General features: G+C 51.7%; 13 protein-coding genes. 12 read left to right on the top strand and 1 reads right to left on the bottom strand.

The features are described from left to right. Positions 1–53: 53 nt before the first annotated feature. Genes FJM74_RS16800 through mraY form a run of 4 tightly spaced genes read left to right on the top strand, consistent with a single transcriptional unit; the run spans position 54 to position 5,318 of the window. Positions 54–491, top strand: a complete 438-nt coding sequence (locus FJM74_RS16800; protein ID WP_187263800.1) for an FtsL-like putative cell division protein — start codon at positions 54–56, stop codon at positions 489–491. Further along, complete coding sequence (locus FJM74_RS16795; protein WP_187263799.1) at positions 481–2,595, top strand: penicillin-binding protein; 2,115 nt, start codon at positions 481–483, stop codon at positions 2,593–2,595. Before FJM74_RS16800 ends, FJM74_RS16795 begins: the two co-directional genes overlap by 11 nt. Next, on the top strand, positions 2,595–4,058 hold the full coding sequence (locus FJM74_RS16790) for a UDP-N-acetylmuramoyl-L-alanyl-D-glutamate--2,6-diaminopimelate ligase (protein WP_187263798.1): 1,464 nt from the start codon (positions 2,595–2,597) through the stop codon (positions 4,056–4,058). Before FJM74_RS16795 ends, FJM74_RS16790 begins: the two co-directional genes overlap by 1 nt. Positions 4,059–4,097: 39 nt before the next feature. After that, positions 4,098–5,318, top strand: a complete 1,221-nt coding sequence (gene mraY / locus FJM74_RS16785) for a phospho-N-acetylmuramoyl-pentapeptide-transferase (protein ID WP_187263797.1) — start codon at positions 4,098–4,100, stop codon at positions 5,316–5,318. Here the strand turns inward: mraY and FJM74_RS16780 are convergent. Continuing rightward, positions 5,311–5,535, bottom strand: coding sequence for a hypothetical protein (locus tag FJM74_RS16780; protein WP_187263796.1), 225 nt, complete (start codon positions 5,533–5,535; stop codon positions 5,311–5,313). The two genes, mraY and FJM74_RS16780, sit on opposite strands and share 8 nt — an antisense overlap. Before the next feature lie 60 nt (positions 5,536–5,595). On the opposite strand from FJM74_RS16780, the gene murD reads away from it, so the two are divergent. From murD to FJM74_RS16740, 8 genes are all read left to right on the top strand, one after another. Next, entirely contained in the window at positions 5,596–6,936 is a 1,341-nt protein-coding gene (murD, locus tag FJM74_RS16775; RefSeq protein WP_187263795.1) for a UDP-N-acetylmuramoyl-L-alanine--D-glutamate ligase, read from the top strand. A gap of 31 nt (positions 6,937–6,967) precedes the next feature. Next, positions 6,968–8,122, top strand: a complete 1,155-nt coding sequence (locus FJM74_RS16770) for an FtsW/RodA/SpoVE family cell cycle protein (RefSeq protein WP_187263794.1) — start codon at positions 6,968–6,970, stop codon at positions 8,120–8,122. After that, the gene (gene murG / locus FJM74_RS16765) at positions 8,115–9,227 is read left to right on the top strand and encodes an undecaprenyldiphospho-muramoylpentapeptide beta-N-acetylglucosaminyltransferase (protein WP_187263793.1); all 1,113 of its coding nucleotides are present in this window, start codon (positions 8,115–8,117) and stop codon (positions 9,225–9,227) included. Before FJM74_RS16770 ends, murG begins: the two co-directional genes overlap by 8 nt. 1 nt (position 9,228) lies before the next feature. After that, positions 9,229–10,638: a UDP-N-acetylmuramate--L-alanine ligase gene (gene murC, locus FJM74_RS16760; RefSeq protein WP_187263792.1), complete on the top strand. Its 1,410-nt coding sequence runs from the start codon at positions 9,229–9,231 to the stop codon at positions 10,636–10,638. A gap of 100 nt (positions 10,639–10,738) precedes the next feature. After that, positions 10,739–11,386 (top strand): cell division protein FtsQ/DivIB, encoded by a 648-nt coding sequence (locus FJM74_RS16755; RefSeq protein WP_317175575.1) that lies wholly within the window; start codon positions 10,739–10,741, stop codon positions 11,384–11,386. A 13-nt stretch (positions 11,387–11,399) separates the two neighbouring features. Beyond that, a complete protein-coding gene (gene ftsA, locus FJM74_RS16750) occupies positions 11,400–12,719 on the top strand; it encodes a cell division protein FtsA (RefSeq protein WP_187263862.1) in 1,320 nt (439 codons plus the stop codon). A 26-nt stretch (positions 12,720–12,745) separates the two neighbouring features. Next, positions 12,746–14,266 (top strand): cell division protein FtsZ, encoded by a 1,521-nt coding sequence (gene ftsZ, locus FJM74_RS16745; protein WP_187263790.1) that lies wholly within the window; start codon positions 12,746–12,748, stop codon positions 14,264–14,266. A 361-nt stretch (positions 14,267–14,627) separates the two neighbouring features. Continuing rightward, positions 14,628–15,533, top strand: a complete 906-nt coding sequence (locus tag FJM74_RS16740; RefSeq protein ID WP_187263789.1) for an IS982 family transposase — start codon at positions 14,628–14,630, stop codon at positions 15,531–15,533. Positions 15,534–15,658: the final 125 nt, after the last annotated feature.

Here is a 15,658-nt window from a genome sequence, read left to right as displayed (position 1 = left end):
AAATAATTGAGCTGCAGCAGCAGGAAGAATTTAGAAAAAGTTAAATATCGACTATGGCTTCTAACCTTATGACCACAAAACCGCGTGCGCCCAAAGCAAACAGGGTGCGCAGGAAGGCGGAGGAAGCACCTCAGGCGACAGTTACTCCTAAGAGGTCGGGCTTTAGTCTCTTTAAACTGCTGGAGAAATATACCAATGTCGATTTTTTGTTTGAGGAAGGGGTTCCGTTGCGGTATCTGCCACACGTGCTCTTCCTGACCGGCATTACACTTTTCTATATCGGCAACACACACTACGCCGAGAAAATCATCCGACGGATAGACAAAATTAAAGTGGAGACCGAAGACCTGCGGGCGGATTATACCACCCTGAAGGCAGATTATATGGAGGCTAGCAAGCAGTCTGTAGTGGCCGGTAATGTGGCGCCGCTGGGTCTGGTCGAGAGTTCTTCCCCACCTTATCAAGTAGAAGTAGCAGCAGATGAATATTAAGAAATCCATACTCGTGAGGGTAAGGGTAGCTTTTTTGGCTATCTGTTTGTTTGCGTGCGCCATTGTGTACAAGATCGTGCACATCCAGTTTCTGGACGATACCAACTGGAAAGCGATCTCTAAGGAACGACGCGTGCGCTATCAGCCGGTTTTTGCCACCCGCGGCAATATTTACTCCGACAACGATGTGTCGTCTGGCAACGAGAGCATACTGGCTACCTCCCTGCCTTTTTACCGCGTGGCCTTCGACCCGACCATTGCCGAGACGCAGGTGTTTAACGCCGGCGTAGACTCGCTTGCCATGCTGCTGGCCCGTTTCTACGGCGACAAGTCTGAGGACCATTACCGCCGCAGAATTAAAAACGCCCGCACCAACGGTCGCCGGTATATCCGACTGAACAGCAGGCAGATCAACTACCAGGACAAAAAGATGATGGCGCAGTGGCCGATCTTCCGGGCAGGCAAAAACCGCGGAGGCGTGATCTTCGAGAAAGTGGAGAAGCGCTTTAAGCCTTTCGGCCTGCTGGCGGAGCGCACCATCGGGTTTATCAACGTGGATAAAAATGGAGCCGGTCTGGAGTTCAGTTTTAACGATAACCTGGCCGGAACGGATGGTGAAGCCTTATTTGAGCGCATTGCCGGCGGTAATAAACCAATTTATGATGGCACAGAGGTAAAGCCGCAGCATGGCTACGACATTAAAACCACCATCGACATTAACCTGCAGGATGTGGCGGAGAATGCCCTGTACAAAGCCCTCGAAAAAACCGACGCCGATTATGGTTGCGTGATCATGATGGAGGTGAAAACAGGTGAGATCAAAGCCATCGCCAACCTTGGTAAGACCAAGGGAGGGTACATCGAAGATTATAACTATGCCGTTGGTAACCAGGGACGTACAGAGCCGGGCTCTACCTTCAAGCTGGCAGCTATGATGGCCTTGTTTGAACACACCAATTTGCAACTGACCGATACTGTCGATACCGGCAAAGGCACTTTCAGGCTGAAGGGCAGGACCATGACCGATTCCAGGATTGGCGGCTACGGCAAGATCACCGTGCAGGAGGTTTTTGAGAAATCATCGAACATTGGCGTGGCAAAGCTAACAGATGAGTATTTCGCAGAGAACCCGACTGCCTTTACAGATTACCTGAACAGGTTCGGCCTGGGCAGCACCCTGGGTTTCCAGATGGATGGCGAGGCCCGGCCTTATATCAAGAGCCCGCAGGACAGAAGCTGGAGTGCCACTTCGCTTGCTTCGATGTCTATTGGCTATGAGCTTAAACTCTCGCCACTGCAAACACTGGCCTTTTATAATGCCGTGGCCAACAATGGTGTGAAGATTCAGCCTATTATCGTGAAGGAGATCCGAAAAGCAGACAATGTGATCCAGACATTTAAGACACGGGTGCTTGACGAGAAAATATGCTCTGACGAAACCCTGAAAAAATTGCGCGCCATGATGGAGGGAGTAGTTGAGAACGGTACAGCCAGAAACATCAGAAGCAACGACTATAAAGTAGCAGGCAAGACCGGAACGGCCCGCAAGGTAAAGAACGGAAGGTACGTTAAAACTTACTCCACCTCCTTTGCCGGCTATTTTCCGGCCGATAACCCCAAATACAGCTGCATCGTGATCATCGATTCTCCCAGAGGGGTAAACGTGTATGGCGGCGACGTGGCGGCTCCTGTGTTTAAGGAACTGGCTGACAAAGCCTATGCCCGCGACCTGGCCATGCACAAGCCGCTGCTGGCACGGGTGGTGCCCAATAAAGAGAGTCTGCCCAACATCAGGTCGGGGAGCTACGATGATCTGAGCCTGATCTGCAACAAGATCGGCATCAGCAGCCACTCCCAGTCGCCAGACGAGGACTGGGTGCACGTGGAGACGCGGCAGCGCTCCCTGGTTTTTAAACCAAACCCCGTCAACAATGCAACGGTGCCTGATGTGACCGGCATGACCCTGCGCGATGCGCTTTACATTCTGGAGAATCAGCGGCTGCGCGTAAAGGTGGAGGGAACTGGTAAGCGGGTGCAGCGGCAATCGCTGGCTCCCGGAACTGCCATAGATAAGGATGGTCAGATCGTAATCGTGATGAGTTGATGCGGGTGTTGCAGGACATAATAGCGCAGGTACAGGCCCTTGAAACAAGAGGGCCTCTCGACGTTCAGGTGGAACGCATTTCCTTCGACTCACGCCAGGTAAAGGAGGGCGTGGTGTTCGTGGCTGTGCACGGTGCGCAGTCAGACGGGCACGACTTTATATCCAAAGCGGTAGAGGCGAAGGCTGTTGCCGTTGTCTGTGAAGTGTTGCCGGAGCAGTTGGCAGCAGCTACTACTTATGTGCTGGTAAAGGATTCAGCGAAGGCGCTGGGGCAGATGGCTGCTGCGTTTCACGATCATCCTTCCAGAAAATTAAAGCTGGTCGGTGTAACAGGTACCAACGGTAAAACAACCTCGGTTACCTTGCTACACAAGCTGTTCCGGGAGTTGGGCTATCATGTGGGGCTATTGTCTACGGTGCAGAATCAGATCGATGAGACGGTGCTACCGGCCACGCATACCACGCCGGATGCGGTGTCGTTGAACGCGCTGCTCGGTCAGATGGTGAAAGCGGGCTGTGCTTATTGTTTTATGGAAGTGAGCTCGCATGCCATAGTGCAGCAGCGGGTGGCGGGGCTGGAGTTTGCCGGTGGGGTGTTTACCAATATCACCCACGATCACCTGGACTACCACAAGACCTTCGACGCGTACATCAAGGCCAAAAAATCGTTCTTTGACAATTTGCCTGCCGGTGCTTTTGCCCTGGTTAACAGCGACGACAAACGCGGTGCCGTGATGGTGCAGAATACGAAGGCCCGAGTGCATTACTACTCCCTGCGAAAAGTTACGGAGTTTAAGGCTAAAGTTATAGATAATACGTTGCAGGGGCTGCACCTGGAAATAGACGGGCATGAGATATGGTGCAAGCTGATCGGTTTTTTTAACGCCTATAATCTGCTGAGTGCTTATGCTGTGGCCGTTTTGCTGGAAGAGGATCCGGTGGAGGCGCTCACGGTGCTTTCCAGCCTGAACTCTGCTTCGGGCCGATTTGATTATATCGTTTCTGATACGCAGATAACGGGCATCGTGGATTATGCCCATACGCCCGATGCGCTGGAAAATGTGCTGAACACGATCCAGCAGATCCGCAACCCGAACCAGCAGGTGATAACGGTGGTGGGCTGTGGCGGGAACCGCGATGCCGCCAAGCGCCCTCTGATGGCAGATCTGGCTTGTCGGCTGAGCGACAAGGTGGTGCTGACCTCCGATAACCCGCGCTTTGAGGAGCCGCAGGCCATCCTGGAGGAGATGCAGAAAGGAGTGAAGCCGCTGGATTATAAAAAAACGCTCTCGGTGCTGGATCGCCGCGAGGCCATCCGAACAGCCTGCATGCTGGCTTCCAGCAACGATATTGTGCTGGTGGCGGGCAAGGGGCATGAAACTTACCAGGAGATAAAAGGAGTAAAGTACCCGTTCGACGATAAGCAGGTACTGCAGGAAACATTTCAGCAACTAGGAAAATAAACAACCGAAACTTAATAAAGCAACACCCAAAACAATTACATGCTCTATTACCTCTTTACATACCTCGATCGTGAGTTTGATGTCCTGGGAGCAGGTGTATTCCAGTACATTTCCTTCAGGGCGGGTATGGCAACCATCGTGTCGTTGCTGATTGCCATGATATTTGGTGGCAGGCTGATAAAAGTGCTGCAGCGCAAGCAGGTAGGCGAAAGTATCCGCGACCTGGGGCTGGAAGGGCAGCTGGAGAAGAAAGGTACCCCTACCATGGGTGGCCTCATCATCCTGCTGGCGATCCTGGTGCCGACGCTGCTCTTTGCCCGGCTCGATAACGTGTATGTGCTGCTGATGCTGGTGTCTACGGTCTGGCTCGGGCTGATCGGTTTCCTGGATGACTATATCAAAGTATTCAAGAAAAATAAAGAGGGCCTGGCCGGCAGGTTCAAGATTTTAGGGCAGGTTGGCCTGGGAATTATCGTGGGGCTCACGCTCTATTTTAACGACGATGTGGTGGTGCGGCAGTACCTGTTTTCTGATGGCAGCGTCTCCGCCGTAAACGCCTCTACCAGGTGGATAGACGTGAAGTCGATGATCACAACGATCCCGTTCCGGAAGAACAATGAGCTGGACTACTGCAACCTCTTTTCGTTTGCAGGGCCTGCCTTTCAGGACTGGACCTGCTACCTCTACATACCGTTTGTGATTCTGGTGATCACGGCCGTATCGAACGGGGCCAATATTACCGACGGGATAGACGGGCTGGCAGCAGGAACGTCGGCTATTATAGGCATGACGCTGGCCATTTTTACCTATGTTTCCGGCAACACCATTTTTGCCGATTACCTGGACATCATGTTTATCCCGAACTCCGGGGAACTGGCCATTTTTTGTCTGGCCTTTGTGGGGGCCTGCGTCGGGTTTTTGTGGTACAACTCGTACCCGGCCCAGGTATTTATGGGCGACACGGGTAGCCTGGCCATAGGCGGCATTATAGCGGTGCTGGCCCTGATCGTGCGAAAAGAGTTGCTGATACCAATTCTGTGCGGCATCTTCCTGATAGAGAACCTGTCGGTGATGCTGCAGGTGAGCTACTTTAAGTATACCAAAAAGAAGTACGGCGAGGGCCGCCGCATCTTTAAAATGGCGCCTCTGCACCACCATTACCAAAAGAATGGTTACCACGAGTCTAAGATTGTGTCGAGGTTCTGGATCATGGGCATTATGCTCGCCATCCTGAGCCTGGCCACCCTGAAACTCAGGTAGTGAGAAGGTAAAATTGAAGAAGATTAAGTGATTGAACAATAGAGTGGAAGAGGGGCAGCAGCAGTTGGAATGCCTCCGGAGGGCCAATTTGATTAGAATAATTTGGCCCCGCAGCAGCAACAGCAGCGCCATAGTCCCGTAAAGGCAGGGTTTGTTCCAATAATTTAAACGGAGCAGCGGCATCAGCGGCAAAAAGGCAAGAGAGGGGCTGTTTCATTAGAATAATTTGAATGTAGCCGCCAAACAGATACAAGACACCCAATACTAAAAACAAACTATGAAATTAGCCATACTGGGAGCAGGTGAGAGTGGGGTTGGTGCTGCTATGCTGGCAAAAGCAAAGGGACTCGACGTGTTCGTGTCGGATATGGGGCCGATAAAGCAGGCCTACAAGGAAAAGCTTACGGTGGCCGGAATCGATTTTGAAGAAGGACAGCATAGCGAAGCACGCATCCTGGAGGCCAGGGAGATCATCAAAAGCCCAGGCATACCGGACAAAGCACCTTTGCTGCAGGAGGCGAAGAAACGAGGGATACAGGTAATTTCAGAGATAGAGTTTGCCGGCCGCTACACCGATGCCAAGTTTATCTGCATCACGGGCACCAACGGTAAAACCACCACCACGCTGCTCACTTACCACCTGCTCAAGAGCGCGGGCCTGAACGTGGGACTGGCCGGAAACATAGGCGAAAGCCTGGCGGAGAAAGTAGTGGAGAACAAGCACGACCATTACGTGGTGGAGCTGAGCAGCTTTCAGCTCGATAACATGTACCAGTTCAAGGCGCATATCGGGGTGCTGCTGAACATTACGCCAGACCACCTCGACCGCTATGAGTACAGCATGGAGAAGTACGCCGCCTCTAAGCTGAGGGTGGCGCAGAACATGATGGGTTCCGACTTTTTCGTGTTCAACGCCGACGATGAGCACATCGCCAGTGCATTTCATTCGGAGGCTTTTGGCGGTACGACTATTCCTTTTTCGTTGCAGGGTGCCGAAAGCGCCAAAGTAACTTACAAGGGAAACGAGGTAAACGTCGCGGTGCAGTTTTACGAAGGCAAAGTAGATGCAACAGCATCGCCGCTGATCGGGAAGCACAACCAGTACAACACCATGGCAGCCGTAACAGTGGCCAAGCTCATGGGCGTGGAAGATGAGACTATTGCAGCGGCGCTGGCCACCTTTAAAAATGCCGAGCACCGGCTGCAGCAGGTAGGGGAGGCCAAGGGCGTAACCTATATCAACGACTCCAAAGCCACCAACGTGGAAGCCGTGTGGTATGCGCTGGATGGCATTAAGCAGCCCATTATCTGGATTGCAGGCGGCGTGGACAAAGGCAATGACTACAGCGTGCTGCAGGAGCTGGCAAAGGAGAAGGTAAAAGTGCTGATATGCCTGGGAACGGATAACGATAAGCTGCAGGAGGCTTTTAAGCGGATTGTGCCGGTTATGGCCGAAACAACTTCTGTCGATTATGCCGTGCGCTTAAGCCGCTCACTGGCCGAGCCGGGCGATGTGGTGTTGCTCTCCCCGGCTTGTGCAAGCTTTGATCTGTTTAACAATTATGAGCACCGGGGGCAGCGGTTTAAGGAGGCTGTAGAGAAAATAGTTTTGAAATAGTAGTGCGTGAACTTTTAGCCAAAGAGTGGACATGGTAAAGCAGTGGTTGCAGCAGAACCTGAAAGGAGATGCTGTACTTTGGGGGATAGTATTTTGCTTTTCATTGATAAGCGTGGCTGTGGTATATTCCTCTACCGGAACGCTGGCTTACAAGCAGCAGGAAGGAAACACAGAATACTACCTGGTCAGGCATTCGGCCCTTATCCTGATAGGGCTGGGCTTTATGTGGGCGGCGCACAAAATCAACTACCGCTACTACTCCAAGCTTTCGCTGCTCGCCCTGATCCTGTCGGTGCCCCTGCTGATCATCACCTATTTCTATGGCTCCAACATAAACGAAGCTTCCCGCTGGCTAACCATTCCGGTAATCAAACAGACCTTTCAGCCTTCGGATTTGGCCAAACTGGCTCTGATCTCTTACCTGGCCAGCATGCTGTCGAAGCGGCAAATGATGCTCGACAGTGTAAAGCATACACTGGGGCCTATCTTCGCCTGGACTATTGCCATTTGCAGTCTTATCGCTTTGTCGAACACCTCCACGGCGGTGCTTCTCTTCATCACCTGCCTGTTGCTGATGTTTATCGGGCGTGTGTCCATCAAGTCGATGGCAGTGGTGGTGGTGGCGGGCCTGCTACTTGGCACCATAGCGCTGGCGGCAGGGCAACGTATGGGAACGGCCACTAACCGAGTAAAAGACTGGCTCGACCCTACAGAGATCCCGTTTCAGCTGGAGCAGTCTTACATCGCCATCGCCACCGGAGGCGTAGTGGGCAAAGGCCCTGGCAACAGCGACCAGCGCGATATATTGCCGCACCCGTACTCCGACTTCATTTACTCTATCATCCTGGAAGAATACGGTTTGATAGGAGGCGTCTGTGTTTTGATGCTCTACCTCGCGCTGCTCTATAGAGGGCTTGTTACGGTAAGCAGAAGTAACGGCGCTTTTGGCGGGTTGCTCTCAGCAGGGCTCAGTTTTAGCCTGGTGATGCAGGGCATGATTAACATGGGAGTGGCTGTAGGGCTCGGTCCGGTAACAGGGCTGCCTTTGCCGCTCTTAAGTATGGGAGGAACCTCCCTTATTTTTACAGGTATTTCGCTCGGTATTATTTTGAGCGTGAGCCGTGGCGAGAGTGCCATAACGCAGGCAGCTGTAAGCGATAATCTAAAAAAGCCGGTAAATGTCTGATCGGAAAAGACCATATCGTGTAATTATCAGCGGGGGCGGCACAGGCGGGCATATTTACCCGGCCGTGGCCATTGCCAACCAGCTGAAGGCGGTGAGTCCTGCGGCGGAGATCCTGTTTGTAGGAGCCAAAGGCCGGATGGAGATGACGCGGGTGCCGGAGGCAGGTTATAAGATCGTTGGCCTCTGGATCAGCGGGCTGCAGCGCCGGCTCACGCTGGACAATCTGTCGTTTCCGCTGAAAGTGCTGTCGAGTGTGCGGCAATCGCATAAGATACTGAAAGAGTTTAAGCCCGATGCGGTGGTAGGAGTAGGCGGTTATGCCAGCGGCCCCTTGCTGTACGCTGCCACGGCACGCAAGATTCCGTCCCTCATTCAGGAGCAGAATTCTTATGCGGGCATCACCAATAAACTGCTGGCCAGGCGGGTGAGCAAAGTGTGTGTGGCCTACCCGAATATGGAAGCTTTTTTCCCGGCAGAGAAGCTGGTGCTAACCGGCAACCCGGTCCGCAACGACATTATGGACAGCCATGCCAAACGGCAGGAGGCCCTGGAGCATTTCGGGCTGAAGCCAACGCACAAAACAATACTGGTAATAGGCGGCAGCCTTGGCGCCCGCACCCTTAACCAGAGCATAGCGGCTGGTCTGGAGAAGATTGCCGCAGCCGGTTACCAGCTTATCTGGCAGACAGGCAAAGCCTTTTTTGCGGAGGCGCAGGAGGCTGAAAGGCCCTATCAGGACAAAGGAATAAAAGCCTTTGAGTTTATCAGGCGGATGGACCTGGCGTATGCTGTTGCCGATGTCGTGATTTCCCGGGCAGGGGCACTTTCTATCTCGGAGTTGTGCCTGGCAGCCAAACCGGCCATTCTGGTGCCTTCGCCCAATGTGGCAGAAGATCACCAGACCAAAAATGCCATGGCCCTGGTGCAGCAGGAGGCGGCCCTGCTGGTGCGCGATGCCGACGCCAGAGCAGCAGTAGTAGCGGCAGCCCTGCAGTTGGCAGCCAATGAGCAGGAGCAGCAGCGCCTGGCAACCAATATCCGGAAGCTGGCCAGGCCCAACGCCGCCTCCGACATAGTGAACGAATTAATCAGCTTGATTAAATAAAATGAAACTGGAAAACTATAAGTACATCTACTTCCTTGGTATCGGCGGCATCGGCATGAGTGCGATCGCCCGTTGGTTTCATGCCAAAGGTTTTCCGGTTTGGGGTTATGACAAGACGCGCACGCCGCTTACAGAGGCCCTGGAGCAGGAAGGCATTGTGGTGCACTACACCGACCATGTAAACCAACTGCCGGAGGAAGTGCAGCAGCATAAGGAGGAGACACTGGTGATCCTGACGCCGGCCATACCGGCAGACCATACGGAGTGGGCTTACCTGCGGGAGCAGGGCTATACCATTAAAAAGCGGTCGGAGGTGCTGGGAATTATAACTGCCTCTGCCTTTACCATTGCGGTGGCGGGTACGCATGGCAAGACCACCACATCCTCTATCGTGGCGCACCTGCTCCACAGCGCGGGTGAAGATTGCTCTGCTTTTTTGGGAGGCATTGCTACGAACTTCAACTCAAACCTGCTGATCGGGAGTGGCTCAGGTGCAAAAGAGACAGTGGTGGTAGAGGCCGATGAATTCGACCGTTCGTTCCTGACGCTCTTTCCGGACATTGCCATCGTGACCTCTGCCGACCCGGATCACCTGGATATCTATGGCGATAAGGAGGAGCTGGTACGCACGTTCCAAAAGTTTATCGGGCAGGTAAAGCCGGGCGGTACCCTCATTATTCATGACAGCCTTGATCCGAAGCTGGCGGAGAGTGTGCAGCCAGGTGTGCAGGTCATAAAATATGGGCTGGACGCAAAGCAGGCGCATGTAAAGGCGCTGACGATAGAGGGCCGCTGGTTTAAGTTTGATGCCGTGACACCTCTGGGTGCTGTAGCCGGATTACAGCTGGGGCTACCGGGGTTCCATAATGTGGAGAATACCCTGGCAGCGATAGTGGTGGCGCAACTGCTGGAAGTAAGTGCAGCAGAGATCAGCAAAGGCGTGGCTGCTTACACAGGAGTAAAGCGCCGCTTCGAATTTGTGTATGAGGGAGAGGGAAAAATTTTCATAGACGACTATGCGCATCACCCCCGGGAGATCGACGCTTTCATGACCTCGCTTCGTGCACTTTACCCAGATAAGAAACTGAAAATTATTTTTCAACCGCACCTCTATAGCCGTACCCGCGACTTCGCAAATGAGTTTGCAAAGAGCCTGAGCATGGCAGATGAGCTGGTGCTTTTAGATATTTACCCGGCGCGGGAGTTGCCTATCGCAGGCATAACGTCTGACACCATACTTTCTAAAGTTGATTGCAAGAAAAAGACCTTGCTGAGCAAAGAACGGTTTTTGAATGATTTTCCGAAAAACCTTGATTTTGACGTGCTGGCTACAGTGGGAGCCGGAGATATTGATACACTTGTTCAGCCTTTAAAAAATTTATTAAAAAATAGGAGGGATGGGCTTGAATAGTAAATTAAAATCTTTAATTTTTGCAGCTTGTAGCATCGTTTCCGTTGGCGCACTGGCGGGTTTTGCATCTACGAAGCAGAATGTGAAGACCTGCAAAAAAGTGACGATAAACATTGACAATGAATATAACAATTACTTTATTGGTGATAAAGAAGTAAGGGACCTGCTGACGCGCGAAGGGGAGCGAAATCTGGAAGGGCTGCCGAATCAGCAAATCGACCTGAAGAACCTGGAGAAGCGCATTGAGGCCCATAGTTTTGTGAAACAAGCAGATGTATACAGGGGCCTCGACGGCAATATTCAGGTACATGTAAAGCAGAACCGGCCTATTGCCAGAATTATACGACCAGAACAGGATGTTTACATCGATGCCGAGGGAAACACGCTCCCTCTATCCGACAGATATACCGCTCGTGTTATCCCTATTACCAAGTCAGCTATAATTAAGTCTTTAGATAATGGTTTCTTTCAGGATTCGACCGGCAAAGCGTATCTTGCGCTGGTGCTGCACATTGAGCAGAGCGAGTTCTGGAAAGCACAGTTAGCCCAGATGCATATCGATGCCCGGGGCATGGTTTCCTTTTTGCCTCAGGTGGGGGAGCATACCATCGAGTTTGGGAGGCCAGACCAGGTGAATGAGAAGTTTAAGAAGTTAATGGTCTTTTATAAAGAGGTGCTGCCTGTAATGGGCTGGGACAAATATAAAAGAGTAAATGTAGCGTTTGAAGATCAGATTATTTGTGAATAATATAAACCAGGATATGCAAAGCGACAAAATAGTAGTAGGCTTGGACATCGGCACAACCAAAGTTTGCGCACTTGTGGGTCGGAAAAATGAGTTTGGGAAGCTGGAGATTTTAGGGATGGGCAAAGCCCAGTCTGAAGGGGTAGTACGTGGCATCGTCAGCAACATTGATAAAACTGTAGATGCGATCAGAAAGGCCATCCGGCAGGCCGAGGAGCAGTCAGGCATCAACATTGGCGTCGTAAACGTGGGCATTGCCGGGCAGCACATCAAAAGCCTGCAGCACAATGGCAGCATTACCCGACAGGTCACCGACAATGAAATAACCGTGGACGACGTGAACCGCCTGACCAACGACATGTACCGGTTGGTGACACCACCCGGAAGCGAGATCATCCATGTAATGCCCCAGGAGTACAAAGTGGATTACGAAGAAGGCATTGTAGACCCGGTGGGCATGTCCGGGGTGCGGCTGGAGGGCAACTTCCACATCATCACGGCCCAGTCCAATGCCATCAATAACATCAACAAATGCATCAGCCGTGCCGGCCTGGAGATAGATAACCTGATACTGGAGCCACTGGCCTCTTGCTTGTCGGTGCTGAGCGAGGAGGAGAAAGAAGCTGGCGTAGCCCTGGTCGATATCGGCGGCGGCACCACAGACTTAGCCATCTTTAAAGACAATATAATCCGGCACACGGCAGTTTTACCTTTCGGAGGAAACATCATCACGTCCGACATTAAGCAGGGCTGCATGGTGATGCAAAACCAGGCAGAGCAGCTGAAAGTAAAGTTCGGCAAAGCCATAGCAGACGAAGCCTCCGAAAACGAGATTGTGTCTATACCGGGTCTGCGCGACCGCACGCCAAAGGAAATTTCTTTGAAAAACCTTGCTTATATCATAGAAGCAAGAATGGAAGAAATTGTTGAACTCGTTTACGCAGAAATTGTTAGATCAGGATATGCAAAAAGTCTGGCAGCAGGGATTGTAATTACCGGTGGTGGCGCCCAGCTACAGAATCTGATGCAACTGGTGGAGTATATCACTGGCATGGATACCCGGATCGGGTACCCGAACGAACACTTAGGCAAGTCGAAGATTGATGCGGTAAAGAGCCCCATGTACGCTACCACGGTAGGTCTGGTACTGGCCGGCTACCAACCAATCGACAAGCCTGCTTCCCACTACGAGAAGGTTCCTCAGCAAGAGGAGTATCAGAAGCCAGTACAGAAGAACAGCTCCAGCACTAGCAGCAGTAGCAGCAGCGGGGGAGGCTTGTTCCAGAAACTGAAAGGCTTCTTATCGGATGATATTGACAATAAACAAAGTTATTAACCCATAATTGAGCAGGAGAAAATAGCATGACTTCAATGTACAGTTTTGACTTGCCGTCTAACGATAAGTCCATCATCAAGGTGATTGGTGTCGGGGGCGGAGGCAGCAATGCCGTAAACCACATGTATAACCAAGGCATCAAAGATGTTGAATTTATAATTTGTAATACTGATGCCCAGGCCCTTAAAAGCAGCGGCGTTCCGAATAAACTGGCTATAGGCCAGAATCTGACAGAAGGTCTTGGAGCGGGCGCCAACCCTGAAAAAGGAAAGCAGGCCGCGCTGGAGAGCAAAGAAGAAATTCGGGAGATGCTGAGCGCAGACACCAAGATGGTGTTTATCACGGCTGGTATGGGTGGTGGTACAGGTACGGGTGCTGCCCCTGTCATAGCAAAAGTTGCCAAAGAACTTGGCATCCTGACGGTAGGTATTGTAACCGCACCTTTCGTGTTCGAAGGGAAAAAGAAAAAAATTGCCGCCGAGAACGGCGTAAAGGAGCTTAGCGAGAACTGCGACACTATTCTGGTGATCCTCAACGACAAGCTGCGCGAGATGTTCGGCAACCTGACCATTCGCGAAGCATTTGCTAAAGCAGATAACGTGCTGACCACTGCTGCCAAATCTATTGCGGAGATTATTACCGTGACAGCTGAGGTAAACGTTGACTTTGAAGACGTTAAAACGGTTATGAAAGACTCTGGTGCTGCGGTGATGGGTTCTGCAACAACGGAGGGCGAAGGCCGTGCCTTGCGTGCTGCCGAAGAAGCGCTTTCTTCTCCTTTGCTCAACAACACCGACATTCATGGCGCTCAGAAAATACTGCTCTCTATTATGTCTGGTGAGCAGGCGGAGCTTGAAATGGATGAGCTGACCGAAATCACCGAGTACATCCAGGACAAAGCCGGCCAGGAAGCTGAGGTTATCTTCGGGCATGGTATTGACTCTAACCTGGGGCAGAGCATTCGGGTAACTGTTATCGCTACTGGCTTTGCCAAGAGCGCCGAGGAAATGCTGGAGCCAAAAAAAACGGTTTTTGACCTCAACAGCCAGAAGCAAATCGTAACTGAGCCTGCCAGGCAAGAGACTCCGGCTTTCGTGCCACCAACTTCTGCACCTGTGGCGGCTCCGACCCCTACGGCTTACCAGGAGCCTGCTCCTCAGCCACAACCACAGCAGCAGCAGTATGATGTGCGCCGCCCAATTGAGCAGCCTAAGCGCATCGTGCACGAACTGGAATCTGGTCATCAGAGCAACTTCAGCAATAACTCAGAGGCCGATGCCAGAGCGCTGGAATTAGAGCGCATCGCGCAACAGCGGGAGCTGATGCAGCGCAAGGCCGAGGAAAGACGTGAGCGCCTGCGTATGCTGAGCACTGAGATCACCTCTGAGGCGATAAAAGAAAAGCTGGAAGTACCGGCTTACCTGCGCCGCAATGTGTCGCTGGATCGTGTAGCGCACTCTTCTGAGCGTACTGTTTCCCGCTTTAACCTGAACGACGACAACGAAATTTTAGGCGATAACCGCTTTCTGCATGATAATGTAGACTAAGTAACCCAACCCTTCCTGCTCATAAACCAAACGGCCTGCAAGTTTATCTTGCAGGCCGTTTGGGTTTTTTGTTGAGGCAGTATTATATAAACCACTTTGCCTTTCAGGGATTACCTAATTCTTTTACAATTGTTCTAATGAAAAAGGCCTTCCAGAGGCTTTTTCAGACAGGGGATACAGGACGTAAGACACAGGATTTTTAGAGTGAAGCATTGATCTGTGTTTCACATTTCATCTTCAATTTCTTAATAAAACGTGAACTCGGGAATTAGCTACTGTAAAAAGGGGCTTTTAAATAAAACAAGAAGGCTACAGGGTCGGTAGAAATATTGTCAGATGTTTCACCTAAACCTCTAGCCTTATGTGTTTTGTGATAGATACTGAAAAAATAGTAGAAGTGTTTTGCTTCATCGACGATTTCTGCCAAGAAGTGGCGGCCTATTTTGCTAGCCACCCACTGCCCAAAGGACTCTCCCTTCGGACTGGTGCAGGCAGGAAGCCATCGCTCTCGGATAGTGAGGTGCTCACTATCCTGGTGCTCTACCATCACTCAGGCTTCAAGTGCTTTGAGTACTTCTATGAGCGTTTGATTCTGGGAGAGCTGTACAGCTACTTCCCCAGAGCCGTTTCCTATACCCAATTCCTCTCCCTAATGAGTCAGGCCTGCTTCCATGCCTTTCTCCTGGCCCAGTACCGCTGCAGCCTTTCTGCCCGCAGTGGCCATTACTACATCGACTCCAAGAAGCTGTCCGTCTGCGACAACCGCAGGATTCACCAGCACCGCGTCTTTGACGGCATCGCCCAGAGAGGCAAGTCCTCCACCGGCTGGTTCTTTGGCCTCAAGCTGCACCTGGTGACAAATGAAGACAAGCAACTGATAAGCTTCCTACTCACGCCAGCCAATGTAGCAGACAACAACAAGCAGGTGCTCTCCTGCATGCTCACAGGCCTCAGGGGCAAGTGCTATGGAGACAAAGGCTACTTGACTGCCATGCTCGAGCAACTCCTCGAAAAGGGACTGCACCTGGTCAGCAAGATCAGAAAGAACATGAAGAACATGCTCCTGTCCCTCTCCGACAAGCTCAACCTGCGGAAGCGAGGCACGATCGAAGCTGTCAATGATATCCTCATGAGCGTCTGCGATATTGACCATACCCGACACAGAAATCCGCTCAACGCGCTGGTGCACATCCTCTCCGGACTTACTGCCTATACCTTCCTGGATCAGAAAAAAAGCAGATTCAGCCCGGCCAGAATCAATGCCTAATTCCCGAGTTCACGTTAATAAACCATTATACAGTTTAACAACCAGCAACCAACAACCAAATTATTCTAATGAAAAAGGTCTTCCGAAGGTTACTTGGGTTTGCTGCTACAGTAGATGTTTAGGTG

The sequence above is a fragment of the Pontibacter beigongshangensis genome (assembly GCF_014332515.1).
GTDB lineage: Bacteria > Bacteroidota > Bacteroidia > Cytophagales > Hymenobacteraceae > Pontibacter > Pontibacter beigongshangensis.
Note: the sequence above shows the minus strand (reverse complement) of the source record. Positions and strands in the feature narration are given on the sequence as shown.

Bases quoted from the DNA above. Each gene is read 5' to 3' on its own strand.
- FJM74_RS16800 (WP_187263800.1), top strand. From the start codon at position 54: ATGGCTTCTAACCTTATGACCACAAAACCGCGTGCGCCCAAAGCAAAC.
- FJM74_RS16795 (WP_187263799.1), top strand. From the start codon at position 481: ATGAATATTAAGAAATCCATACTCGTGAGGGTAAGGGTAGCTTTTTTG.
- FJM74_RS16790 (WP_187263798.1), top strand. From the start codon at position 2,595: ATGCGGGTGTTGCAGGACATAATAGCGCAGGTACAGGCCCTTGAAACA.
- mraY (WP_187263797.1), top strand. From the start codon at position 4,098: ATGCTCTATTACCTCTTTACATACCTCGATCGTGAGTTTGATGTCCTG.
- FJM74_RS16780 (WP_187263796.1), bottom strand. From the start codon at position 5,535: ATGAAACAGCCCCTCTCTTGCCTTTTTGCCGCTGATGCCGCTGCTCCG.
- murD (WP_187263795.1), top strand. From the start codon at position 5,596: ATGAAATTAGCCATACTGGGAGCAGGTGAGAGTGGGGTTGGTGCTGCT.
- FJM74_RS16770 (WP_187263794.1), top strand. From the start codon at position 6,968: ATGGTAAAGCAGTGGTTGCAGCAGAACCTGAAAGGAGATGCTGTACTT.
- murG (WP_187263793.1), top strand. From the start codon at position 8,115: ATGTCTGATCGGAAAAGACCATATCGTGTAATTATCAGCGGGGGCGGC.
- murC (WP_187263792.1), top strand. From the start codon at position 9,229: ATGAAACTGGAAAACTATAAGTACATCTACTTCCTTGGTATCGGCGGC.
- ftsA (WP_187263862.1), top strand. From the start codon at position 11,400: ATGCAAAGCGACAAAATAGTAGTAGGCTTGGACATCGGCACAACCAAA.
- ftsZ (WP_187263790.1), top strand. From the start codon at position 12,746: ATGACTTCAATGTACAGTTTTGACTTGCCGTCTAACGATAAGTCCATC.
- FJM74_RS16740 (WP_187263789.1), top strand. From the start codon at position 14,628: ATGTGTTTTGTGATAGATACTGAAAAAATAGTAGAAGTGTTTTGCTTC.